Source organism: Nonomuraea spiralis, from assembly GCF_014648435.1.
Classification (GTDB): domain Bacteria; phylum Actinomycetota; class Actinomycetes; order Streptosporangiales; family Streptosporangiaceae; genus Nonomuraea; species Nonomuraea spiralis.
In genome coordinates this window covers 496137-517421 of record NZ_BMRC01000004.1, presented here as the reverse complement: position 1 = coordinate 517421, position 21285 = coordinate 496137, and the positions used below count along the sequence as shown (strand labels likewise).

Here is a 21285-nt window from a genome sequence, read left to right as displayed (position 1 = left end):
TCTACGTTCGAGCTTAAGATGAACTTATGCTCGATCCCCGCAAGCTCCTACTGCTCCGCGAGCTGGCCAGGCGCGGCACGATCACGGCCGTCGCCGAAGCCGTCACGTTCACCCCGTCGGCGGTCTCGCAGCAGCTCAGCGCCCTGGAGCGGGAGGCGGGCGTGCCGCTGCTCGAACGCACCGGGCGCACGGTCACGCTGACCCCTGCGGGGCTGCTGCTCGTCGAGCACGCGCAGGCCGTGCTGGAACAACTCGAACGCGCCTCGGCCGCGCTCGCCGCCGCCCGCGGCGGGCCGTCGGGCCCGTTGCGGATCGGCGCGTTCCCGACGGCCACCCGGGTGCTCCTGCCGCCCGCGCTCGCCCGCCTGTCCGGGGCGTACCCGGGGCTTGAGCCGATGGTCGCCGAGATCGACCCCGCCGACGTCTCCGCGGCCCTGCGGGCGGGCGAGCTCGACGTCGCCCTCGTGCACGAGTACGACTTCGTCCCCCCGGTCACCGACGCCTCGATCGAGACCGAGCCCCTGTTCGCCGAGCCGATGTACCTGACCGACCGCGCCCGCGTCCCCGACGCCCGCGACGATCCCTGGATCCTGAGCAAGCCCGGCACGCTCTGTCACACCATGGCGATCAGGGCCTGCCAGGCGGCCGGTTTCGAGCCGCGGGTCCGGCACCACATCGACGACTTCGACACCGTGCTCGCCTTCGCCGCCGCCGGTCAGGGCGTCGCGCTCGTGCCCCGCCTGGCGGCGCTCGCCCCGCCGGCGGGCGTCGCGCTGACCCGCCTGCCCCTAAGCCGCCGTACGCACGCCGCCTTCCGGCGCGGCTACGGCGATCATCCGGCGGTGCGCGCGGCCGTCGCCGCCTTCCACACCGCCGCGACCACCCTCCCCCTCTGATCGGCTCTTCCCTGGTCGAAGGCCCGTCCCGCCGGTCAGGCGGCGGGACCGCCGAGCAGCCCTTCGGCCAGGGCGGCGAACGCGCGGGCGAGCCTGGCGCTGTCGCCCGCGCGTAGCTGGCTCGCGATCGGCTCCATGTGCAGGGTGCCCAGCAGCAGGTGGGCGATCTCCTCGGCGTCGACGTCCGGCCGTCCCTCGGCGATCAGCGCGGTCACGTGCCGGTGCCAGCCGACGTAGATCGGATTGGTCTCCCGGGGCTCGGACCTGCGGGTGGTCACCGCGTGCTCGTGCGCCGCGACGAGGTTGCCGTTGCGCGCGGCCAGCTCGGCCACCGCCCCGAGGAAGGCGACCAGCCGCTCGACGGGAGGCGCCCCCGGCCCGAGTGGCGGCGGCCCCTCGGCGACCGCCTCGTCCAGCTCGCGGGCCCGCTCGCCCATCAGCTCCCGCATCAATCCCGTACGGCTGCCGAACCGGTGGAACACCGTCCCCTTGCCCACGCCCGCGGCCACCGCCACACGCTCGACGGAGACCTGCTCGGGCGGGTGCCGGCGGAGCAGGTCCTCGGCCGCCCGCAGGATCGCCTGCCTGTTGCGCGCGGCGTCGGCCCGCTCTCGACGTTCCATCCGGTCATTCTTGCCCATGGACAAAGTTGACCAGTGGTCCATATATTAACTGGACCTCTGGTTCAGATAACTGCGGAAGGAAACAACCATGCGTGCCATCCAGCTCGACGCGACCGGCGGCCCCGAGGCCCTGCGGCTCGTGGACGTGCCCCGTCCCCACCCGGCGGCCGGCCAGGTCGTCGTCCGTACGCGGGCCATCGGCGTCAGCTACGCCGAGACGCAGATCCGCTCGGGTGCGATGCCGTTCCCGCTGCCGCTGCCCGCCGTGCTCGGCGCGGAGGCGGTCGGCGAGGTCGTCGAGGTGGGCGAGGGCGTGGACGACGGGCTGCTCGGCACCGTACGTGTGGGCGTCACCGGCGGCCTGGGCGCCTACGCCGAGTACGCGGCCCTCCCGGCCGCCATGACCTGCCCCGTACCGGAGACCGTGACGCCGCTGGAGGCGCTGGCCGGGGCCGCGCCCGGCGCGATCGCCCTCGGCCTGCTGCACCGGGCTCGGCTGGAAGGCGGCGAGACCGTGCTGGTCGAGGCGGGCACCAGCGCGGTCGGCGGGTACGTGACGCAGCACGCCAAGGAGTTCCGCGCGGCCCGGGTGATCGCCACCGCCGGCTCGCCCGCCAAGCGGCAGCGGGCCCTCGACCTGGGCGCCGACCTGGTGATCGGGCACGACGACCCCGACTGGCCGGACGAGCTGCCGGAGATCGACGTGGTCTTCGAGTCCATCGGCGGCGCGTCGGCCCGGCGGGTGCTCGACCGGCTCGTCCCCGGCACGGGACGGATGTTGTACTACGGCATGCTGAGCGGCGAGCCCGCCGCCGTCACGGTCGCCGACCTGCTGGAACGCGGCGTGACCGCGATCGGCTGCAGCGGCCCCGGCTGGGCCGGCCAGGTCTTCGGCACGCACTACCCCGAGATGCTGGCCCGGCTGGGCTCAGGACGCAGCCGGGCCTTCGTCGACGGCACCCTCCCGCTCGCGGAGGCGGCCGAGGCTCACCGCCGCCTGGAGTCGCGGGCGCTCACGGGCCGCGTGCTGCTGGTGCCGTGACGGCTCACCGGTCGAGGACGGCGTCGAGCACGGCCGTGGCGCTGACCTGCTGCTCGTTGTACTCCCCCGCCGTCACCGCCACCACCAGCTCCTCATCGGGCACGACGAGCAGCCGCTGGCCGCCGTTCCCGATGGCCTCGACCCACGGGCGGTCGCCGGTGTTGACGTACCACTGGTAGCCGTACCGGAAGGGGCCGTCGATCACGACGCGGGGGCGCGTCATCTCGCGCACCCACCGTACGGGCACGATGCCGAGCCCGTCGCCGAGCACGAGCCGGCCGAGCGCGGCCAGGTCGAGGGGCCGCAGCCGCAGCCCGGCGGCGGCCATGGCCACCCCGTCCGTGCCCTTCGTCCACTCGGCCCCGGTGATCCCGAGCGGCTCGAAGAGCACCTTGGCGGCGTACTCGGGCAGCGGCTCGCCGGCGCCGCGCTCGATGAGCCCGCCGAGCAGGGCCGAGGCGCCGCCGCAGTACCGCCAGCGTGTCCCGGCCTCCTCGATGACGGGACGTTCCAGCACGAACCTGTACCGGTCCGGCGCGAGCTCCATCGCGAGCTCGCTGTTCGCGTCGCTCGTGTACGGCACGTCCTCGTTCCAGTCGAGCCCGAGCGTCATGGTGAGCGCGTGCTCGACGGTGAGATGAGCCCGCCCGGGATCAGCCACCAGATCCGGATATTCGGGGAACTGCTGCACCAACCCGGCCTCCGGCGACGGCACCAGCCCGTCGCTCAGGGCGACGCCGTACAGGAGCGCCACCACGCTCTTGGTGATCGAGCGCACGTCGTGCGGCGTGTCGCGGTCGAACACGACGTGCCGGGGCTCCTCGGTGATGCGCTGGTCCACGCCCTCGCCGTAGTGCTCGACGACGACCTCGCCGCCCCGCATGACCACGACCGCGTGCAGACCGGGCGCCGTGCCGGACCGCAGGACCGCGTCGACTCTCTCCGCCGTTCCCATGATGTCCTCCCAAGACCGGAACACATCCTCTCCTACCGGCTCACCCGGTGTCAGAGTCAAGTCCGGGGCTGAGAGCGTACTCAGCGTCTCTCAGGCGCGGCACAGCGGCGGGGGCGCACGCTTGGTCCCATGGAGCAACTCGTGAACAGCCCCGCCGTCGCCCAAGGTCTGATCAAGGTCGAGGCCAGGGTCAGGCGGCTCAGCGGTTCGTCCGCGCTGCCCGGGATCAACGCGGGCGCCGGGCGGATCGTCGGCGCCGGCGGCAAGCGGTTGCGTCCGGCGCTTACGCTGGCGACCTCGCTCGCCCTCGGCAAGGCGCCCGACCGCCGGGTGATCACCGCCGCCGCGTGCGTGGAGCTCATCCACGCCGGGTCGCTCGTGCACGACGACCTCATGGACCGGGCGACCGAGCGCCGGGGCACCCGTACCCTCAACGCCGAGCTGGGCGAGGGCAAGGCCCTGGTGATCGGCGACTTCATGCTGGCCAGGGCGGGCCTGGCGGCGATCACGGCGGTGTCCAGGCCGGTCGCCGAGGTGCTCGCGGCCACGGTCGTCGAGCTGGCCGAGGGGCAGTACCTGGAGACGGGCGACCTGTTCGACCCGGCCAGGACGCGGGAGAGCGCGCTGCGCTCGATCACCGGCAAGACCGCCGCGCTGTTCCGGGCCGGCTGTCTGGTGGCGGCCGTCTGCGCGCGGGCCTCCGCCGAGGACCGGGCCCGCATGGCGGCGTACGGCGAGAAGTTCGGGCTGATCTTCCAGGTGCTCGACGACCTGCTCGACCTGACCGCCTCCAGCGCCCAGCTCGGCAAGCCGGCCGGCAACGACCTGCGGCAGGGCGTCTACAGCCTGCCGCTGCTCATGTCCGGCACCGACCTGCGCGACCTGCTCGGCCGGGACATGAGCGACGAGCAGGTGGCCGAGGCACTGGCCCGGCTGCGGGCGGGCGACATGGTGGCCAACACGCTGGAGTTCTGCCGGGGCCTGGCCTCCGACGCGCTGGCCGCCCTCCCGGTGATCCACGACAGGGAGATCGCCGCCCTCCTGTACGGCCTCCCCACGGCCTACATCGACCACGTCGCGGGCGTATCGGGGCAGTTGACGGGCGTCGGTTGAGATTTGTTGGAACAATTGGTAGAAATCGCCTCCACAGCCCGGAGGAACGCGCCCATACTGGTGTCACGCACTAGCAGGAGCGCACATGCGAAAGATCCCCCATCGCATGATGATCCGTGACGACGGGCTGGAGTCCAGTCACTTCCTCCAGCTCGCCGCCGTGGACTTCACCGGCATCTACGCGGTCCATCTGGCCGCGAAGGAAGAGCGGCTGAAGATGACCAGGCTCGCGATGAGCCTGTTGTCGGGGCCGTTCCTGGCGGCCATCGCCCTGACCGGCGCCAAGGTGGTGGACCCGCAGAGCCTCACGGAGTGGCAACGCGTGCCGTGGTACCTGTTCGCCCTGGTCACGGCGTTCGGCGTGCTCAGCGTGCTGCCGTTCCTGCGGCTGATCGAGGCGGCCGACGCCCACGCCAGGACGGCACGGGCGATCAACAACTTCCGCCTCCTGTACGCCTCCAGACTCAAGGACGAGCTCGGCTGGAGCCCGAACCTGCCGATCGACCCCCGCTTCCCGGAGACGTACGCGCCGCTGGCCTGGCCCGGGATCAACGTGATGACCCTGGCGCTGGCGAACTCGACGTACCTGACGGTCGGCGTCACGGGACTCGGCGGGCAGACGCCGAACCCGCTGCTGCTCGCCTTCAGCATCACGCTCGTCGCGCTGGTCCACTACGCCGTCTACTACGTGCGCTGCAACGTGACCAGGCGGCGCCGGCTCCCGCACAACTCCTACAAGCTCCCGGATCAGGAGACCTGAATGCCCGGCCCTGCGCTATGGGCGTCGTGTGGCGAGGCGTGGATGTGGATGATGCGCCATGTCTGGACCGCGGGCACCCTCGCCGACGACGACCGCGGTCCCGTGATCGAGGCGCCGTCCGTGTTGTTCGAGATCGCCGAGGTGCGCGGCGACGACCCGATCATCGCCCGGTACGGCGACGCCGAACGCCTGGCTCTCTACAGCAGGAAGTTCAGCGAGGACACGATCGTGCCGCCGTTCAAGTACAGCTACGGCGCGCGGATCAGAGGGCAGCTCACCTGGGCCGCCGACCTGCTGCGGGTCAAGCCGTACAGCAAGAGCGCGTGGATCTCGCTGACCACCCCGGGCGAGCCGTACGACGCGGTGCCCTGCCTGATCGGCGTGGCGTTCCGGATCCGGGACGGCGCGCTCGTCATGACCGCGAACTTCCGCTCCCAGAACGCCTTCACCAGCTACCTCAACTACCTGCCGCTCGCCGAGGTGCACACGACCATGGCCCGCGGCCTGGAGCTGGACCGGGGGCCGATGCGGGTGTTCGTGGACGTGCCGCACCTGTACCTGGCCGACAGCACCCAGGTGCTGCGTGTCATGCGGCCCGCGCGGCGGTGAGCGGCTCCGCGATCTCCTCCAGGCCCCTGCGTTCGGCCTTGACCCCGAAGACCAGCTCGACCAGCCCCGCGACGATCGCGAAGAAGAACGCGATGGCCATCGCCCTGGTCTCCATCGGGAAGATCTCACTGACCGTCAGGTACGCCGCGCAGGCCCCGGCGACGTAGAGCGCCGCGGCGAGCCCGGCGACCTGGGCCTGGGTGATGTCCAGTCCGCTGCCGGGCTTGGCGAGCTGCCCGACAGGTTGCCGACGATGGTGACCTCCAACCCGTCCAGGACCCATACGGCGCCAAGGCCGATGACGATCATCCAGTGCCATCGGGACCACGGCAGCCGGTCCAGCCGCACTGGCACCTTGGTGGTGATTGTGCCGGTTTCCACGTCGCCCATAAGGGCATCTGGGTACCCGGTAAACGAACGGCAAACGTTTCTACAAGGCAGGTTTCCTGGCTTCGAGCAGGGAGGTGGCGAACCAGGGGCCGCCGTACCAGAAACGCGGGCCGAGGTCGCGCCGGCGGATGTCGGTCACGCCCAGCCCGCGCAGGGTCTCCTCGTAGGCGGGCGTGTATTGGAAGTCGGCGAGCAGCATGAGCCCGCCGGGCCGCAACACCCGGTGCGCCTCGCGGACGGCCTGCTCCCGTCCTTCGGCGGAGGGGATGTTGTGGATCGCCAGGCTCGACACGACGACGTCGAACACGCCGGCCTCGAACGGCAGCGTCCGCATGTCGCCCGTGACCAGGTCGACCCGGTCGGCCACGCCTTCGGCCGCGGCGTTGGCCGAGGTGACGGCTCCGGCGTTGCCCGACTGGTCCTTCCTGCTCCACAGGTCGACGCCGGTGGCCCGTCCCGAGGTGAGCCGGGCGGCGGCCGTCAGCAACACGGCGCCGCGCCCGCAGCCGAGGTCGAGCACCCGCTCGCCGCCTTCGAGCGGGCGCAGCAGCTCGGCCCAGACGGCGAACTTGCCCCGCCGCGTGGTGTAGAGGTAACTGCCCGCGCTGGCCAGCGTGTAGAGCCCGCCGAGGGCGAAGGCGATCGCGGCCGCGGGGATGTCCTGCGTGAAGGAGACCGCCGCGAGAGCCAGCAGGACGACCGCCCCGAAGAGCAGTCCGCCGAGGGCCCACGGCGCGTCGAAACCGTAGCTACCGTGTCGAGTGCTCACACTCACGTTATATCTCAAGAGGGTCTTGACTGGGAATTGACCGAACACTTCCTCTTCACCCTCAATTGGCCCGCAACGCATAACTAGGGTGACTTGGATGGGGCGGCATTGGGGGTTTGACCAGGCATGACAGGTAAAGAACGCGCATTCGGTCTTGGGGCCAGCATCGCGCTGACGCTGGCTTCGGCCGTGTTGTGGGGGGTGGCGCATCTGGCCACCCATCGTCATCGCATGGGCATCGCCCTGATGGCGACCTACGTCCTGATGCTCGCCGGCATCCTCACCGTGTTCACCGCGTTCAGCACCCGTCTGCTGTCGCTGGCGGTCCAGCCCGCGTGGCTCACCGTGCTCACCGTGACGCTGGTCGCGATCGCGCTCGCGTGGACCGCCGTGATCATCCGTTCGTTCCTGCTCGTACGCCCCGAGTCCTCCGACACGGCCGGCCGTTTCCTGACCACGACGCTCGCGGCCGCCCTCTGCGCGCTCGTCCTGGCCCCGACCGCGTACGCGACCCGCCTGGCCTACCTGTCCCGCGACGTCGTGAGCAGCGTCTTCTCCACCACCAGCACCGCCCCCGTCGTCGCCCAGGACCCGTGGAACGGCGCGCGGCGCGTCAACTTCCTCCTGATCGGCGCGGACGCCGCCCCGGGCCGCCCCGGCGTACGCACCGACAGCATGACGGTGGCCAGCGTGGACACCGAGACCGGCGCCACCACCCTGTTCGGCCTGCCGCGCAACCTGCAGAACGTCCAGCTCCCGCACGGCCCGGCCAGGGACCGCTTCCCCTTCGGCTTCACCGGCGACGGCCCGAGCACCCCCGGCCTGCTCAACGAGATCTTCCAGTACGCCGAGGACCACCCGGAGACGGTCCCCGGCACACCCAAGGGCAAGCGCGGCCCGTCGCTGATCAAGCGCACCGTCAGCGACATCCTCGGCATCCCGGTGAACTACTACGCCATGGTCGACATGAAGGGCTTCGCCGAGATCATCGACGCGATGGGCGGCGTCCGGGTCACCGTCAAGGACCCGATCGTCTACGGCAAGTACCGCGAGGGCCTGCTCCCCGCGGGCACCCGCAAGCTCTCCGGCGAGGAGGCCCTCTGGTACGGCAGGTCCCGCACCGACAGCGACGACTACGTCCGCATGGGCCGCCAGAAGTGCCTGCTCAACGCGGTCGCCAAGCAGGCCGACCCGATCACCGTGCTCAACAGCTTCGAGAAGCTGGCCGCGGCCACCAAGCGGGCCATCTCCAGCGACGTGCCCCAGGACCTGCTGCCCGCCCTGATCGAGTTGTCGGACAAGGTGAAGAGCACCAGGATCAGGAGCCTGAGCTTCGTCCCGCCGCTGATCAGCACCGTCACGCCCGACTGGTACCTGATCAGGCGCAAGGTCGCAGAGACCCTGCGCGAGCGCCCGGTCAGCAGGTCCGCGAGCGCCCACCACCACGCCGAGCCGACCCAGGACCCGGAGAGCCCGGTCACCCTGGACGCCGCCTGCGGCTGAAGACCACCCTTCCGGGCAGCCACCATCTGTGTACGGAGTGTGGCATGATAGTGCGCGGGCCCAACGGAAATGATTTTCATCGTCACTTCAGGGGAGCGCACGTGAGAGTGGCATTCGTCGGCAAGGGCGGCAGCGGGAAGACGACGATCTCGGCGCTGTTCGCACGGCACGTGGCGAGCCAGGGCGACCCGGTGGTCGTCATGGACGCCGACATCAACCAGCACCTGGCCCTCGTCCTCGGCCTCGACGCCCAGCCCGAGCCGCTCGGGGCCCACCTCGCCGAGATCAAGGACCGCCTGCGCGGCGACAACCCGCTCATCGCCTCGGCCGAGACCATGGTCAAGACCACCCCGCCCGGCCGCGGCTCCCGCCTGCTGAGCTTCGACGACCTGGCCGCGCTCGACTACGCCGTGACCACCGCCCATGGCCTGCGCCTGCTGGCGACGGGCCCGTTCGACGACGACGACCTCGGCGTGGCCTGCTACCACTCGAAGGTCGGCGCGGTGGAGCTGCTGCTCAACCACCTGGTCGACGGCCGGGGCGAATACGTCGTGGTCGACATGACCGCCGGCTCCGACTCCTTCGCCTCGGGGCTGTTCACCCGGTTCGACCTGACCTTCCTCGTCGCCGAGCCCACCAGGCAGGGCGTCGGCGTCTACCGCCAGTACCGCGACCACGCCGCCAAGTACGGCGTCGCGCTCGCCGTGGTCGGCAACAAGGTCCACGGCCCGTCCGACGTGGAGTTCCTGCGCGAGCACGTCGGCGACGACCTGCTCACCTGGATGGAGCACTCCTCGGCGGTGCGCGCCATGGAGCAGGGCCGCCACCTCACGCTCGACGATCTGGAGCCGGCCAACACCGACGCGCTGGCCGTCCTGCGCAAGACCCTCGACGAGCAGGAGAAGGACTGGGCGCGCTTCGGCCGCCAGACCGCCGAGTTCCATCTGCGCAACGCCCGCGCGTGGGGCAACGCCCGTACGGGGACGGACCTGGCCGGGCAGATCGATCCGGACTTCGTCTACGGCCCCTAAACCACACCTCCAGGCATCTGGAGCGACCGCAATCCCCCGCATAACGTCAGATTCGATCCCCTTCGAGAGGAGACAGCATGTCGCTGACCGTCCCGAACGATCTGCTGGACCAGGCCCGAGCCGGAGACGTGGACGACGCCGCGTTCGTCGCCTGCGTCCGCGACTCGCTCCCGTACGCGTGGTCGCTGATCAGCGAGCTGGTCACCGAGCGCGCGCAGAGCGGAACCGAGTTCGCCGACAACCAGGTGCCACCGCCGTCCGAGGAGGCCCGCGGCCAGCTCCTGCGGTGTCTGGCGAGCGACGCGATGCGCGGCGCGCTCGAACGCCACTTCGGCGTACGGCTGGCCTTCCAGAACTGCCACCGGGTCGCCGTCTTCGACCCGTCGGCCACCAAGGCCCTCGACGAGTTCGTCACCCCGAGGGCCCAGATCCTCAACCAGAAACCCGAGCTGGTCGACTGCTGAACCCACGGCGAGCCGGGTTCGTCCCGGCTCGCCCCGGTTCCGTCAGTCCCTCAACAGGGGCAGGACCTCGGCGCCGAGGCGGCGTACGTCCTCCAGGGCCCGCCGATGGTCCCCGATGCCCTCCACGGTCAGGATGACGTGCTCGATCCCGGTGCTCCCGGCCGTCCGCCGCAACACCTCGGCGCAGTGCTCGGGCGACCCCACCGGGTGGATGCGGGTCAGCAGGTCGACGTACGCGGCGACGTCCCGCGACGGGCGCGGCCGGTCGTCCACCGGCACGTATCCGGCCAGTCCCGGCCCGAGCCACGCGGGCATCGACGCCTTCAGCTCGCGTACCGCCGCCTCGGTCGAGTCAGCCACGTGGGCCACCCCCGCCGCCAGGTGCCCGCTCCCGCTCCCGCCGCGCGCGACGTGCTCGGCGACCAGCAGGGCCTTGTCCCGGTCGCCGATGTGCATGCCGAGCAACATCGGCAACCCGCGCCCGGCCGCCAGCCCCACCGTCGCCTCCGACGTACAGGCCACCACGGGCCGCAGCCGGGCGCGTGGCACGAGATCGACCTCCCTGAACCGGAAGAACTCCCCCTCGGCCGCGACCGAGCCCTCGGACAGGGCTCTGACCAGCAGGTCGAGCGACTCCCCGAACCCCCGCTCGAACCGGGCGAGCCCGGTGCCGAACACCTCCAGGTCCACCCACGGGCCGCCCCTGCCCACCCCGAGCGTGAACCGCCCGCCCGACAGGTGGTGGAGCATGGCCGCCTGCTCGGCCAGCGCGACCGGATGCTGGCAGGACAACACGCTCACCGCCGTGCCGAGCCCGATCCGGCTGGTACGGCCCGCGGCCACGGCGGCCAGGGTGAGGGCCGAGGGGCACACGCCGTAGGACATGAAGTGGTGCTCGGCGATCCACGCGTCGTGGAACCCGGCCTCCTCGGCGGCCTCGATCAGCTCGACCGACTCCCGCAGGACCCGCCCGGGGTCCTGCCCGGGAAAACACGCCGCGATGACGAAGATCCCGATCCGCACCCCCCGATGCTACGGCTCAGCCGAACAGGGCGGCCTGCCCTTCGCCCACGAGCGGATCCCTGACCTGCTTCAGGTGCCGCCATCGCGGCAGGTCGTCGAGGTAGGACCAGGAGAGGCGGTGGTGGCGCGTGGGGCCGAGCCGGGCCAGGGCCTCCTGGTGGGCGGGCGAGGGGTATCCGGCGTTCTCCGCGAAGCCGTACTCGTCGTGTCCGATCGTGGCCATGTAGGCGTCGCGCCGTACCTTGGCCAGGACCGAGGCCGCCGCGACGGAGACGCTGGCGGCGTCGCCCTTGATCTCCAGGCGGACCGGCCAGGGGGCGCCGATGTAGTCGTGCTTGCCGTCGAGGATCACGGCGTCGGGGCGGACCGGCAGGGCGTCGAGCGCGCGGCGGGCGGCCCTGCGCAGCGCCTCGGTCATGCCGAGCGCGTCGATCTCGGCGTGGCTCGCCTCGCCGAACCCGACCCCGGCCGCCCAGGCGCCCACCTCGGCGGCGAGCGGCCCGCGTCTGGCGGCCGAGACCTGCTTGGAGTCGGTCAGGCCGGACGGCGGCTCGGACAGATCGGTCACCACGGCGCAGACCGTGACCGGCCCGGCCCACGCGCCCCTGCCCACCTCGTCGACGCCCGCGACCGTGCGGGTGCTCGGCATGGACAGCAGAAGCTGCTCGATGTCGTACGTCGGCGCCATGGGCAGACGCTACCGCTCGGCCGGGGTCACCGGCTCCAGATCGCCCGCGATGTACCGGGCGGCCACGTGGATCGCCCGCAACGTCACCGACACCGACGGCCGGTGCACGCTGGACCTGCGGGCGATCGCGTGCACGTCCCGCCCGACCGGGTTGCCGGGGAACTCCCGCACCGCCAGGCCGCGTACCCCGGCGGCCAGCGCGAGCGCGGGCACGGCCGCGATGCCGATGCCCTTGGCGACGAGGGAGAGGATCGTCCCCAGCCCCTCGAACTCCCACGGCGTCGGCCGGGTGCCGCCCACGTCCACGAACAGGCGGTCGACCGCCAGCCGCGAGGGCTCGCCGTCGGGGGTGGCCATCCACGGCTCGTTGCGCAGCTCGCGCAGGTCGAGCGGCACGCCGGGGTCGGCCAGCCGGTGCCTTCGCGGCACGACGAGCACGATCGGGTCGCGCAGCAGGGGGAAGACCCGCAGGCTCTCGCTCTCGCGGACCGCGCCGTACCAGTCGTCCACGAGCGCGAGGTCCACCTCGCCCGACTGGACCTCCCGCATCCCCCGTCCGGACCTGCTCTGGCCCAGGCGGAGCGTCAGCTCGGTGTAGCGGCGCAGCGAACGCGCGAGCGCCGGCGCGAATGCCACCGCCGCCGTGGGGAAGGCGGTGACCACGACGCGCCCCGACGGGGTGCCCGCATGGGCGGAGAGGTCGGACTCGGCCTCCTCGACCATTGACAGGATGCGCTCGGCGTGCTGGACAAGCCTGCGTCCCGCGTCGGTGAGCTCCGCGCTGCGTGCGGTTCTGTCGATCAACGCGGTGCCGGTCTCCCGTTCGAGCGCCGCGAGCTGCTGGGAGACGGCCGACGGGCTGTAGCCCAGTGACTCGGCGGCGGCCGCGATGCTGCCTCGGCGTGCGAACTCGCAGATCAGCGCCAAACGTCGGAATTCGAGCATCAGACTTCCTTACGCCTACCCACAAAAAGCCTCGCTTGTGCTGATGCCTTCATACAACCACCCTGGGAACGTGACAAACATGACCGTGACGTTGTCCGCCACCTTGGCGGCGAACGAGGACATCGAACGAAGACGACGCGCCGGGGAACGCGTGTTGCACCTGGCCTTCGGTGAGGCCGGTCTGCCCGTCCACCCGGCGCTGCGCGACAAGCTGGCCGCCGCTTCAGAGCGCAACGGCTACGGGCCGGTCGCGGGGGCGGCCGGGCTCCGAGCCGCGGCAGCGGGCTATTGGACACGACGGGGGCTCCTCACCGACCCCGAGCTGGTCGTCTGCGGACCGGGCAGCAAGTCACTGCTGTACGGCCTGCTGCTGGCGATCGGCGGCGACGTCGTCCTGCCCATGCCGAGCTGGGTCAGCTACGCCGCGCAGGCCGATCTGGTGGGCTCGCGTCCCATCCTGGTGCCCGCACCGCCAGGAGAGGGCGGGGTCCCCGACCCGGACCTGGTCGCCGCGTCGGTCCGCCGGGCTCGGGCGGAGGGCAGGACCGTCAGCTCCGTGCTGGTCACGCTGCCCGACAATCCCACCGGCCGGCTGGCGAGGCCGGAGACGGTCGCCCGCCTGGCGGCCGTGGCGCGCGAGCTGGACCTGATCGTGATCTCCGACGAGATCTACCGCGACCTGGTGCACGACACGTCGGCGGTCTACACCTCGCCGGCCGACCTCGCGCCCGAGCGCACGATCATCACCACCGGGCTCAGCAAGAGCCTGGCGCTCGGCGGATGGCGGATCGGCGTGGCCCGGCTGCCCGAGGGCGCGCACGCGCTGCGTACCCGCCTGCTGGCCGTGGCCAGCGAGATCTGGTCGGCGCCGGCCGCGCCCGTCCAGGAGGCCGCGGCCTACGCGTTCGACGAGCCGCGGGAGCTGACCGACCGCGTCGCGGGCAGCCGCCGGTTGCACGGCATCGTGGCGCGGGCCGTCCATGAACGGTTCGTCGAGATCGGCGCGTCGGTCCCGAACCCTCAGGGAGGCTTCTACCTTTATCCCGATCTGAGCCACCTCAGGCTCGGCGGCTCCGCCGAGATCACCAAGATCTTGCTGGACGACCACGGCATCGGCGTCCTGCCCGGACACGCCTTCGGCGACGACCCGTCGGCCGCCCGGGTGCGCGTGGCGGTGAGCCTGCTCTACGGCGACACCCCGGACGAACGACTTACCGCTCTGACCAGCACAGATCCCCTTCAACTCCCGTGGATCGCAGCGAATCTGGACCATCTGTCCATGGGCCTGAAGGAGCTCTCCCTGGTCCGTCACGGCGTGATCAGTGAACGTCACCCGGCGCTCGTCCCAGCGCCATGTCACGGTTAGGCGAATCTTTCCCCAAGAGCTGGTTGACCATCCATCAAATCAGCCCTCTGACCTGCGGAAACACCGCAGATCCAGAAACCCGGGAAAGATGGGTTCGAGAGCCTGGTTACACGCGCCCCGCGCGAGCCTCATCATGTGCTCATGCCCGCTCTTGTCACCTTGTCCGGGCGCTCCGTGCGCCTGGAACCTCTCAGCCTCGCGGCGATCGACGAACTCGTCTCCGCGGCGAGTGAAGACCGTGCGACTTACGCCTTCACTCGCGTCCCGGATGGCCGGGACGAGATGGTCTCCTACGTGGAGGCCGCACTGGCTGAGCAGGCGGAGGGCCGCACATTGCCCTTCGCCATCCGGTGGCTGAACACCGACCGCGTGGTCGGTGCCACCCGTCTCATGCACCTGGAGTATTGGCAGGGCCCCATGCCCTGGCCTCCGGGTACACGCGGTGCGGTGGGCGAGATCCCGTCCGTGGCGGACATCGGTTACACCTGGCTGGGCGCCTGCGCCCAGGGCACGGGCGTCAACCGGGAGAGCAAGTTCCTCATGCTCTCACTCGCCTTCGAGACCTGGAACGTCCACCGCATCACACTCAAGGCAGATGTCAGGAACGTCCGATCCCGGGCCGCCATCGAGGCCCTCGGCGCACACTTCGACGGGGTGCGGCGAGCGGATAGCCGAGGCGCCGACAACACGGTCCGAGATACGGCCTTCTACTCGATCCTGAGCTCCGAATGGCCGCTCGTCCGAGAACGGCTGGCCATGCGGCTCGGACTGGTAGAGGCAGCGTAGAAACATCGGCAACGGCCCCGCCCATACTTTTCGGGCGGGGCCTGTATTTTTCGGCGTCCCCATCGGCTCTGCATGACACGCCCCCGTGTTTGGAGTGTCATGTCTGACCCACCTTCAGCATCCAGGGGCACGGTCAACACCGGATCAAAGGCGGATCAACGGGTCATCCGTGGATCAGCCCATCTCTAGGTGGTGAGCAGTGCTGGATCTATCATTTGGACACAAATCGTTCCATTGCCCAGGAGACAGACGGCATGGCTGGTCAGAGCGTTGAGAGCGGGCTGCGGTTCGCCGTGCTCGGTCCCGTCCGCGCGTGGCGCGAGGGGCAGGAACTCGACCTTGGCACTCCCCTGCAACGCTCCATCCTCGGCATGCTGCTCCTGCGGGAGGGCCGGGCGGTCACACCGGCCGAGATGATCGACGCCGTGTGGGGCGAGGAAGCCCCGCCGCGGGCCCTGGGCGCGCTGCGCACCTACGTCTCCCGCCTGCGCACGGTCCTCGAACCCGACAGGCCCGCCCGCTCCCGTCCCGAACTGCTCACCTCCATCGGCCGGGGATACGCGCTGCGCCTGCCGCAGGACGCGCTCGACCTGACCCGCTTCGAACGCGTGATCGCCGAGGCCGAGGCCGCGCGCAAGTCCGGCCGGCCGGCGGACGCCGCCGAGGGCATGCGGGCCGCGCTGACCCTGTTCGAGGGCGAGCCGCTGGCCGGAGCCGTCGGCCCGTACGCCGAGCACCAGCGCGACCGGCTGGCCGAGCGCCGCGTCAGCGTCATCGAGACGCTCCTGGACCTGGACCTGGAGCTGGGCGAGCACGCCGCGGTCGTGTCCGAGCTGATCGCGCTCACCGCCGAGCACCCGCTGCGCGAACGCCTGCGCGCCCAGCTCATGCTGGCCTACTACCGGTGCGGACGTCAGGGCGACGCCCTCAACGTGTTCACCGAGACCCGCGAGGCGCTGATCGACGAGCTCGGCATCGAGCCCGGCAGCGAGCTGACCACGCTGCACCAGCGCATCCTGGCCGCCGACCCGGCCCTCACCCTCGCGCCTCCCGCGCCCGTCCCGGCCGTCCTCGCCGAGCCGGCCGCCGACGAGCCCGAGGCCGAGGAAGAGCCGCCGGCGCTCGAACTGCCGCGGCCCGCCCAGCTCCCCGCCGCGGTGAACGACTTCACCGGGCGCCGGGAGGTGGCCGTCCGGATCCGTACCCTGCTGGCCTCGCAGTCGTCGGCCGAGGGCGTGCCGGTGGTGGCGCTCTGCGGCATCGGCGGCGTCGGCAAGACCGCGCTGGCCGTCCACGTGGCGCACGCGGCCGACGACCTGTTCCCCGACGGCCAGCTCTACGCCGACCTGCGCGGCTACGCCGACGAGGTGACCGCTCCCGAGTCGGCGCTCGGCGGCTTCCTGCGCGCGCTCGGCATCCCGCCCGACGTCATCCCCGACGGCCTGGCCGAACGTTCGGCGCTCTACCGTTCGCTGCTGGCCGACCGCCGCATCCTCGTGCTGCTCGACAACGCCCGCGACGCCGACCAGGTCAGCCCGCTGCTGCCGGGCTCGCCGGGCTGCGCGACGATCGTCACCAGCCGGGCCAAGCTGGCCGACCTGCCTGCGGCCCGGCTCATCGACCTCGACGTCATGGAACCGGACGAGGCGCTGTCGCTGTTCGCCTCGGTGGCCGGGCCCGAGCGGGTGGCGGCCGAGCGCAGCGCGGCCATGGACGTGGTCGCCGCCTGCGGTTTCCTGCCGCTGGCCGTACGGATCCTGGCCGCGCGGCTGGCCGCCCGCCCCTCCTGGACGGTCGCCTCCCTCGCGCCCAGGCTGGCCGACGAGCAGCGCCGCCTCGACGAACTGCGCGTGGGCAACCTGGCCGTCGAGGCCACGTTCGCGCTCGGCTACGGGCAGCTCGAACCCGCCCAGGCCCGCGCGTTCCGTCTGCTGTCCCTGCCGAAGGGCCCCGACATCTCGATCGGGGCCGCCGCCGCCGTGCTGGCGATGAGCGCGTTCGAGGCCGAGGAGCTGCTGGAGTCGCTGGTCGACATGAGCCTGCTGGAGGCCACCGCGCCGGGCCGCTACCGCTTCCACGGCCTGCTCAGGCTGTTCGCCCGGCGTACCCTCGACCGGACCGAGCGGCCCGAGGACAAGACGCTGGCGCTGCGCCGGCTGCTCGGTTTCTACCTGTCCTCGTCCCAGTCCGCCCACCGGCTGGCCTACGAGGGCAGCATGATCCCCGACAACCTCGTCGTGGTCGGCGCCGGACTCACCTTCACCTCCGTCGACGAGGCCGTGGCCTGGCTGATCTCCGAGGGCGACTCGCTGTTCGCGGCCATCAACCAGGCCGCGACCGCCTCCCCCACCGGGGAGCAGCTCCTGCCCGCCGCCGACATGCTGGTGGCCATGGAACCGCTGCTGGAGGCCGGTACCCACACCCGCGAGTTCGACCACGGCACCCGCGCCGTGCTGGCCGCCGCGCTGAGCCTCGGCGACGAGGCGAGCGAGCTGCGCTCGCGGTACGTCCTCGGCCGGGTGTTGTTCGCGAGCAACCAGCTCGCCGAGTCCGAGACCCACTTCCGCCGCGTGTACGAGCTGTCCGAGTCCCGCCGCGAGAAGATCGTCACCGGCGAGGTGCTCAACGCGCTGGCCGTCGTCGTCGGCCGCCAGCGCCGCCACACCGAGGCCCTGGCCCTGTTCGACGCCGCCTCCCGCTACTACCGCGAGAACGGCGTCCCCGCCGGCGAGGCCCTGGTGCTCAGCTACTCGGCCCGCGACCACCTGGGCCTCGGCCACGCCGAGGACGCCATCGCCGCGGCGGAGAAGGGCCTGGCCATCTTCACCGAGATCGGCAGCGGCGCCGGCACCGCCCGCGCCCGCTACCACCTGGGCATCGTGCTCAGCCGGGTCGGCCGGCTCACCGAGGCGGTGCACCACCACGCCGAGTGCCTGGCCTTCTTCCGCTCCAGCAAGCAGCGGGTCTGGGAGCAGCGTGTGTGCTCCCGGCTGGCCGAGACGTTCATCGCCGCCGCGCGCTACCCCGACGCCGTACGCCACGCCGAGCAGGCACTCGTGGTCTCCCGCGAGATCGGCCACCCCTACGGGGAGGCGCTCTCGCTCGCCGTGCTCGGCCGGGCCCTACGCGGGCTGGGCAGCGCCGCGCGGAGCCTCGACTGTCTCAGGCAGGCCTTCGACATCTTCACCAGGCTCGGCGCCCCCGAGGCCGGCGACCTGAAGCTGCTGCTCGACGGCTTCGCCGTCGAGGAGTCCGTCGTCGAGTCCTGAGTACAGCTCGTCGTCCAGACGTGTCATCCACACATGGTTGATCAAGGCTGTCCTTCGTCAATGCCGATGGCAGCCCGGCCGGTCATCCTGACCGCCACGCGTCGCCAGGGGGCCCGGTCATCCGGATGCTTCGCGTAGCGGCTAGCCGCCTCACACAGACGACCGGCCGGACTCGGCACCGGGCCTTCGAACCCCCCAGGCCCGTGCCTCGGTCAGAAGCCTCCACCCAGGGGGTCAACGTCGGATCAACGGCGAATCAAAGCAGGAAAAAGCCCTCGGCGATGAGGGGCCTGACCGCGTCGGCGTTGGGGATCTCGCCGTCGCCGACCAGCTCGGCGATCACGTTGAGCAGCGGCCCGAGCGCCAGCTCGCCGTCGCACACGCCGGCCAGCGCGGCCTCGACCGTGCCGACCTCCCTGCTGCGCCGCAGCCCCTGCGTCTGACGCAGCACGATGCGGATCGGGTCCTCCGCGCCGGGCAGGCCGACGCGCTCGTCGAGCAGCCCTTCGGCGGTACGCAACAGCGCCGCGTCGAGGTCGGCGGCCCGATGGGCGGCGGCGATCGAGTCGAGCACGTCGTCGACGTAGTCGCCGACCGGGAGGACCACCTGGTGGGAGAGGTGTTCGACGCGTACGACCGGGTCGAGCGTGCCCGAGTTGCGCATGGTGATCCAGCCGAAGCCGATCCCCTCGACCTTGCGCTCGTCGAACCAGGCCAGCCAGCGGTCGTAATGGTCGGTGTAGCCCTTGGTGCCCTGCTCGGCGGCGTCCCTGAGCCACAGCTCGACGTACTCGGCCGGGTCCTGGACGTCCCGCTGGACCACCCAGGCGTCGCAGCCGGTCTCGCGCAGCCAGCCGCCGACCCGGTCGTGCCAGTCCTCGCCCTCGACGTGCAGCCAGTTGGCCAGGAAGTGGGCCTGGCCGTCGGGCGCGAGGTGACGCGGGGTACGGCGGACAAGGTCGCGGCAGAAGTCGTCACCGTCGCCGCCCGACTCCCGGTACGTCAGCGTGCGCTCGGCCCCGGGCGCGATGACGAACGGCGGGTTGCTGACGACCAGGTCGAACAGCTCGTGCTCGACGGGCTCGAACATCGACCCCACCCGCGCGTCGACACCCGTGACGCCGGACAACTCCCAGCTCAGCCGGGCCAGCTCGACAGCACGCGGATTGAGGTCGGTCGCCACGATCTGCTCGGCCCGGCCGGCCAGGTGGAGCACCTGGACGCCGCAGCCCGTGCCGAGGTCGAGCGCGCGCGGCACGGCGCGGCTCGTGGCGAGCTGGGCCAGGTTGGCCGAGGCGCCGCCCGCGCCGACGACGTGGTCGGGCCGCAGCGCCGGGTCGCCGGGCCGCACCTTGCGGTCGGAGACCACGTAGCCGCCGGTCTCCCACGGCTGGAGGTGCACGGTCGCCCTGATCTGATCACCGTCGGCCGACACCAGGCCCGACTCCAGGACCTCGGCGGGCACGGACTTGGCCGGGACCGGCACGCCCAGCCACCAGAGCCTGATCAGCGTGGCCAGCGGGTCGCCGTCGGCGGTCGCCCGCAGGGTCGGGACCAGCTCCTCCCGCGCCAGGGCCGAGGCCGCCATGGCGCCGAGCCGGTCGCGGACGCCGTCGATCGTGTAGCCGGATTCCAGGAGGTGATGGCGCAGTCGTTCCACGGACACCATCCTTTCACCAGACACCGACAGTGCTCATACTGTTACTTACGCGCCCAAGTGTTCTGCAAGCCACGGACAAGTGGGGGGCGGTATCTCTTAGGGTGCAAGACGCCGCACCGAGGAGCGCACCCATGCTGATCCCCTGCTTGGCCTGCGAGTCGCGATTCGGGCCCGATGAGTACTTCAACGCCTGCTCCGACTACAACCGGGGCCTCGACCTGGTCTCCTGGACCTGCCCGCGCTGCGGCAACCGCGACGACCTGCGGGTGCTGCCCGGCGAGCTGGGCTTCGGCTATCCCTCGCGGGGCAGGTTCGACGTGCACGACCGGCTGCGCGTGCCCGGTCTGCGCAGGCAGCGCGGCGACCTGCGGCTGGACATCTCCCTCGACCGCGCCAGGTGGCAGGTCAGGACGCGGATCCGGCAACCGGCCTGACCGGCGCGTACGCGTGCGCGGGCGGCTCACCCCGCAGCAGCCGGGCGATGTCCTCCACCAGCGTCTCCGCCAGTTCCTCCAGGCTCTCCCCCGTGGCCTCGCCCAGACGCGGGGTCAGCACCACGTTCGGCAACCTGGTGAGCGGATGGGCGGGGTCGAGCCATTCGCCCTCGAAGTGGTCGAGCCCCGCGCCGCCGACCTGACCCTGCCGCAGCGCGTCCACCAGGGCGGTCAGGTCGTGCAGGGCGCCGCGTGAGGTGTTGAGGTAGATCGCCCCCTGGCGCATCGCGCCGAACTCGCTGTAGCCGAAGAAACCCCTCGTGTCCTGGGTCAGCGGCACGTGCAGCGACACCACGTCGGCCTCGGCCAGCAGCGCGGGCAGGGTGTGCGTGGCCTCGGGGACGTACGGGTCGCAGGTGACCACCCGCATGCCGAGCCCCTGGCAGCGCCAGCGCATGGCCCTGCCGACCCGGCCGAGGCCCACGATGCCGAGCGTACGCCCGGTGAGCCGCCTGCCGCGGTGGCGCTGGGCGGGCGGCACCCTGCCACGGTTGGCACGGCCCCTGCGTACCTCGCGGTCGGCCGTGACGATGTTCCTGCTGACCGCGAACAGCAGCGCGAGCGTCAGCTCGGCCACCGCGTCGGGGTCGCGGTCACGGGCGTGCAGGACGGTGACCCCGCGTTCGGCGGCCAGCCGCAGATCGACGCCGGTGGGGACGCCCAGGCTGGCCACGATGTCGATGTGCAGTGCGAGAACCGAGGTGCGAACCTGGTCGCCGTCGGTGATGAGCACGTTCGCGCCGGTCTCGATGACCAGGTCGGCGAGTTGCTCGTCGGTGAAGCCGACGCTGGGCCGCGGAGGAGCCTCGGCCACGTCGGCGACCTCGCCCAGGCGGGCGAGCGCGCTCTCCGGCAGGTCGGGCAGTACCAGAGCCCGAGGTCTTCTCACATTTGGACAA

21 protein-coding genes are annotated in these 21285 nt (G+C 71.6%); 12 read left to right on the top strand and 9 right to left on the bottom strand.

Features of this window, described 5'->3' with window-relative positions:
- Positions 1-26 precede the first annotated feature (26 nt).
- Positions 27-896 (top strand): LysR family transcriptional regulator, encoded by an 870-nt coding sequence (locus IEZ27_RS12785; RefSeq protein ID WP_189647329.1) that lies wholly within the window; start codon positions 27-29, stop codon positions 894-896.
- A gap of 35 nt (positions 897-931) precedes the next feature.
- On the opposite strand, the gene IEZ27_RS12780 is transcribed toward IEZ27_RS12785, so the two are convergent.
- On the bottom strand, positions 932-1519 hold the full coding sequence (locus IEZ27_RS12780; RefSeq protein WP_229823915.1) for a TetR/AcrR family transcriptional regulator: 588 nt from the start codon (positions 1517-1519) through the stop codon (positions 932-934).
- An 88-nt stretch (positions 1520-1607) separates the two neighbouring features.
- Here IEZ27_RS12780 and IEZ27_RS12775 point away from each other — a divergent pair, with 88 nt between their 5' ends.
- Entirely contained in the window at positions 1608-2561 is a 954-nt protein-coding gene (locus IEZ27_RS12775; RefSeq protein ID WP_189647327.1) for a quinone oxidoreductase family protein, read from the top strand.
- Positions 2562-2565: 4 nt separating this feature from the next.
- On the opposite strand, the gene IEZ27_RS12770 is transcribed toward IEZ27_RS12775, so the two are convergent.
- Positions 2566-3516 carry a serine hydrolase domain-containing protein gene (locus IEZ27_RS12770; RefSeq protein WP_229823914.1) on the bottom strand — a complete coding sequence of 317 codons (951 nt, stop codon included), beginning with the start codon at positions 3514-3516 and terminating at the stop codon, positions 2566-2568.
- 129 nt (positions 3517-3645) lie between these two features.
- On the opposite strand from IEZ27_RS12770, the gene IEZ27_RS12765 reads away from it, so the two are divergent.
- The 3 genes from IEZ27_RS12765 (at position 3646) to IEZ27_RS12755 (ending at position 5998) form a co-directional block, all read left to right on the top strand.
- Entirely contained in the window at positions 3646-4629 is a 984-nt protein-coding gene (locus IEZ27_RS12765; RefSeq protein ID WP_189647326.1) for a polyprenyl synthetase family protein, read from the top strand.
- 85 nt (positions 4630-4714) lie between these two features.
- Positions 4715-5389, top strand: a complete 675-nt coding sequence (locus IEZ27_RS12760) for a hypothetical protein (protein ID WP_189647325.1) — start codon at positions 4715-4717, stop codon at positions 5387-5389.
- A gap of 48 nt (positions 5390-5437) precedes the next feature.
- Positions 5438-5998 carry a thymidylate synthase family protein gene (locus tag IEZ27_RS12755; protein WP_189647324.1) on the top strand — a complete coding sequence of 187 codons (561 nt, stop codon included), beginning with the start codon at positions 5438-5440 and terminating at the stop codon, positions 5996-5998.
- Here IEZ27_RS12755 and IEZ27_RS53815 read toward each other — a convergent pair.
- Positions 5976-6281, bottom strand: coding sequence for a hypothetical protein (locus IEZ27_RS53815; protein WP_229823913.1), 306 nt, complete (start codon positions 6279-6281; stop codon positions 5976-5978). The two genes, IEZ27_RS12755 and IEZ27_RS53815, sit on opposite strands and share 23 nt — an antisense overlap.
- A gap of 147 nt (positions 6282-6428) precedes the next feature.
- Positions 6429-7157, bottom strand: a complete 729-nt coding sequence (locus tag IEZ27_RS12745; protein ID WP_189647323.1) for a class I SAM-dependent methyltransferase — start codon at positions 7155-7157, stop codon at positions 6429-6431.
- Positions 7158-7388: 231 nt separating this feature from the next.
- Between IEZ27_RS12745 and IEZ27_RS12740 the strand changes: the two genes are divergently transcribed.
- The 3 genes from IEZ27_RS12740 to IEZ27_RS12730 all read left to right on the top strand — a co-directional run bounded on the left by IEZ27_RS12740 (position 7389) and on the right by IEZ27_RS12730 (position 10155).
- Positions 7389-8660, top strand: a complete 1272-nt coding sequence (locus IEZ27_RS12740; protein ID WP_229823912.1) for an LCP family protein — start codon at positions 7389-7391, stop codon at positions 8658-8660.
- A gap of 101 nt (positions 8661-8761) precedes the next feature.
- Complete coding sequence (locus tag IEZ27_RS12735) at positions 8762-9691, top strand: ATP-binding protein (RefSeq protein ID WP_189647322.1); 930 nt, start codon at positions 8762-8764, stop codon at positions 9689-9691.
- 77 nt (positions 9692-9768) lie between these two features.
- Entirely contained in the window at positions 9769-10155 is a 387-nt protein-coding gene (locus IEZ27_RS12730) for an SCO5389 family protein (RefSeq protein ID WP_189647321.1), read from the top strand.
- A 42-nt stretch (positions 10156-10197) separates the two neighbouring features.
- Here IEZ27_RS12730 and IEZ27_RS12725 read toward each other — a convergent pair whose 3' ends face one another.
- Genes IEZ27_RS12725 through IEZ27_RS12715 form a run of 3 tightly spaced genes read right to left on the bottom strand, consistent with a single transcriptional unit; the run spans position 10198 to position 12811 of the window.
- Positions 10198-11178: an LLM class flavin-dependent oxidoreductase gene (locus IEZ27_RS12725; protein WP_189647320.1), complete on the bottom strand. Its 981-nt coding sequence runs from the start codon at positions 11176-11178 to the stop codon at positions 10198-10200.
- A 16-nt stretch (positions 11179-11194) separates the two neighbouring features.
- The gene (locus IEZ27_RS12720) at positions 11195-11866 is read right to left on the bottom strand and encodes a ribonuclease HII (protein WP_189647319.1); all 672 of its coding nucleotides are present in this window, start codon (positions 11864-11866) and stop codon (positions 11195-11197) included.
- Between the two features lie 9 nt (positions 11867-11875).
- Positions 11876-12811 carry a LysR family transcriptional regulator gene (locus tag IEZ27_RS12715; RefSeq protein WP_125640471.1) on the bottom strand — a complete coding sequence of 312 codons (936 nt, stop codon included), beginning with the start codon at positions 12809-12811 and terminating at the stop codon, positions 11876-11878.
- Positions 12812-12890: 79 nt separating this feature from the next.
- On the opposite strand from IEZ27_RS12715, the gene IEZ27_RS12710 reads away from it, so the two are divergent.
- From IEZ27_RS12710 to IEZ27_RS12700, 3 genes are all read left to right on the top strand, one after another.
- Positions 12891-14177, top strand: coding sequence for a pyridoxal phosphate-dependent aminotransferase (locus tag IEZ27_RS12710; protein WP_189647415.1), 1287 nt, complete (start codon positions 12891-12893; stop codon positions 14175-14177).
- A 141-nt stretch (positions 14178-14318) separates the two neighbouring features.
- On the top strand, positions 14319-14963 hold the full coding sequence (locus tag IEZ27_RS12705; protein WP_189647318.1) for a GNAT family N-acetyltransferase: 645 nt from the start codon (positions 14319-14321) through the stop codon (positions 14961-14963).
- 254 nt (positions 14964-15217) lie between these two features.
- Positions 15218-18232 carry an AfsR/SARP family transcriptional regulator gene (locus tag IEZ27_RS12700; RefSeq protein ID WP_189647317.1) on the top strand — a complete coding sequence of 1005 codons (3015 nt, stop codon included), beginning with the start codon at positions 15218-15220 and terminating at the stop codon, positions 18230-18232.
- 256 nt (positions 18233-18488) lie between these two features.
- On the opposite strand, the gene IEZ27_RS12695 is transcribed toward IEZ27_RS12700, so the two are convergent.
- Positions 18489-19901, bottom strand: a complete 1413-nt coding sequence (locus IEZ27_RS12695; RefSeq protein ID WP_189647414.1) for a N5-glutamine methyltransferase family protein — start codon at positions 19899-19901, stop codon at positions 18489-18491.
- A 122-nt stretch (positions 19902-20023) separates the two neighbouring features.
- On the opposite strand from IEZ27_RS12695, the gene IEZ27_RS12690 reads away from it, so the two are divergent.
- Positions 20024-20326 carry a hypothetical protein gene (locus IEZ27_RS12690; RefSeq protein ID WP_229823911.1) on the top strand — a complete coding sequence of 101 codons (303 nt, stop codon included), beginning with the start codon at positions 20024-20026 and terminating at the stop codon, positions 20324-20326.
- On the opposite strand, the gene IEZ27_RS12685 is transcribed toward IEZ27_RS12690, so the two are convergent.
- On the bottom strand, positions 20298-21275 hold the full coding sequence (locus IEZ27_RS12685) for an NAD(P)-dependent oxidoreductase (RefSeq protein WP_189647316.1): 978 nt from the start codon (positions 21273-21275) through the stop codon (positions 20298-20300). The two genes, IEZ27_RS12690 and IEZ27_RS12685, sit on opposite strands and share 29 nt — an antisense overlap.
- Between the last annotated feature and the right edge of the window lie 10 nt (positions 21276-21285).

Coding starts and splice junctions, on each gene's coding strand:
- IEZ27_RS12780 (WP_229823915.1), bottom strand. CDS start 1,519: ATGGAACGTCGAGAGCGGGCCGACGCCGCGCGCAACAGGCAGGCGATC.
- IEZ27_RS12740 (WP_229823912.1), top strand. CDS start 7,389: ATGGGCATCGCCCTGATGGCGACCTACGTCCTGATGCTCGCCGGCATC.
- IEZ27_RS12715 (WP_125640471.1), bottom strand. CDS start 12,811: ATGCTCGAATTCCGACGTTTGGCGCTGATCTGCGAGTTCGCACGCCGA.
- IEZ27_RS12775 (WP_189647327.1), top strand. CDS start 1,608: ATGCGTGCCATCCAGCTCGACGCGACCGGCGGCCCCGAGGCCCTGCGG.
- IEZ27_RS12730 (WP_189647321.1), top strand. CDS start 9,769: ATGTCGCTGACCGTCCCGAACGATCTGCTGGACCAGGCCCGAGCCGGA.
- IEZ27_RS53815 (WP_229823913.1), bottom strand. CDS start 6,281: ATGGGTCCTGGACGGGTTGGAGGTCACCATCGTCGGCAACCTGTCGGG.
- IEZ27_RS12690 (WP_229823911.1), top strand. CDS start 20,024: ATGCTGATCCCCTGCTTGGCCTGCGAGTCGCGATTCGGGCCCGATGAG.
- IEZ27_RS12785 (WP_189647329.1), top strand. CDS start 27: ATGCTCGATCCCCGCAAGCTCCTACTGCTCCGCGAGCTGGCCAGGCGC.
- IEZ27_RS12720 (WP_189647319.1), bottom strand. CDS start 11,866: ATGGCGCCGACGTACGACATCGAGCAGCTTCTGCTGTCCATGCCGAGC.
- IEZ27_RS12755 (WP_189647324.1), top strand. CDS start 5,438: ATGATGCGCCATGTCTGGACCGCGGGCACCCTCGCCGACGACGACCGC.
- IEZ27_RS12760 (WP_189647325.1), top strand. CDS start 4,715: ATGCGAAAGATCCCCCATCGCATGATGATCCGTGACGACGGGCTGGAG.
- IEZ27_RS12695 (WP_189647414.1), bottom strand. CDS start 19,901: ATGGTGTCCGTGGAACGACTGCGCCATCACCTCCTGGAATCCGGCTAC.
- IEZ27_RS12770 (WP_229823914.1), bottom strand. CDS start 3,516: ATGGGAACGGCGGAGAGAGTCGACGCGGTCCTGCGGTCCGGCACGGCG.
- IEZ27_RS12710 (WP_189647415.1), top strand. CDS start 12,891: ATGACCGTGACGTTGTCCGCCACCTTGGCGGCGAACGAGGACATCGAA.
- IEZ27_RS12700 (WP_189647317.1), top strand. CDS start 15,218: ATGGCTGGTCAGAGCGTTGAGAGCGGGCTGCGGTTCGCCGTGCTCGGT.
- IEZ27_RS12705 (WP_189647318.1), top strand. CDS start 14,319: ATGCCCGCTCTTGTCACCTTGTCCGGGCGCTCCGTGCGCCTGGAACCT.
- IEZ27_RS12765 (WP_189647326.1), top strand. CDS start 3,646: ATGGAGCAACTCGTGAACAGCCCCGCCGTCGCCCAAGGTCTGATCAAG.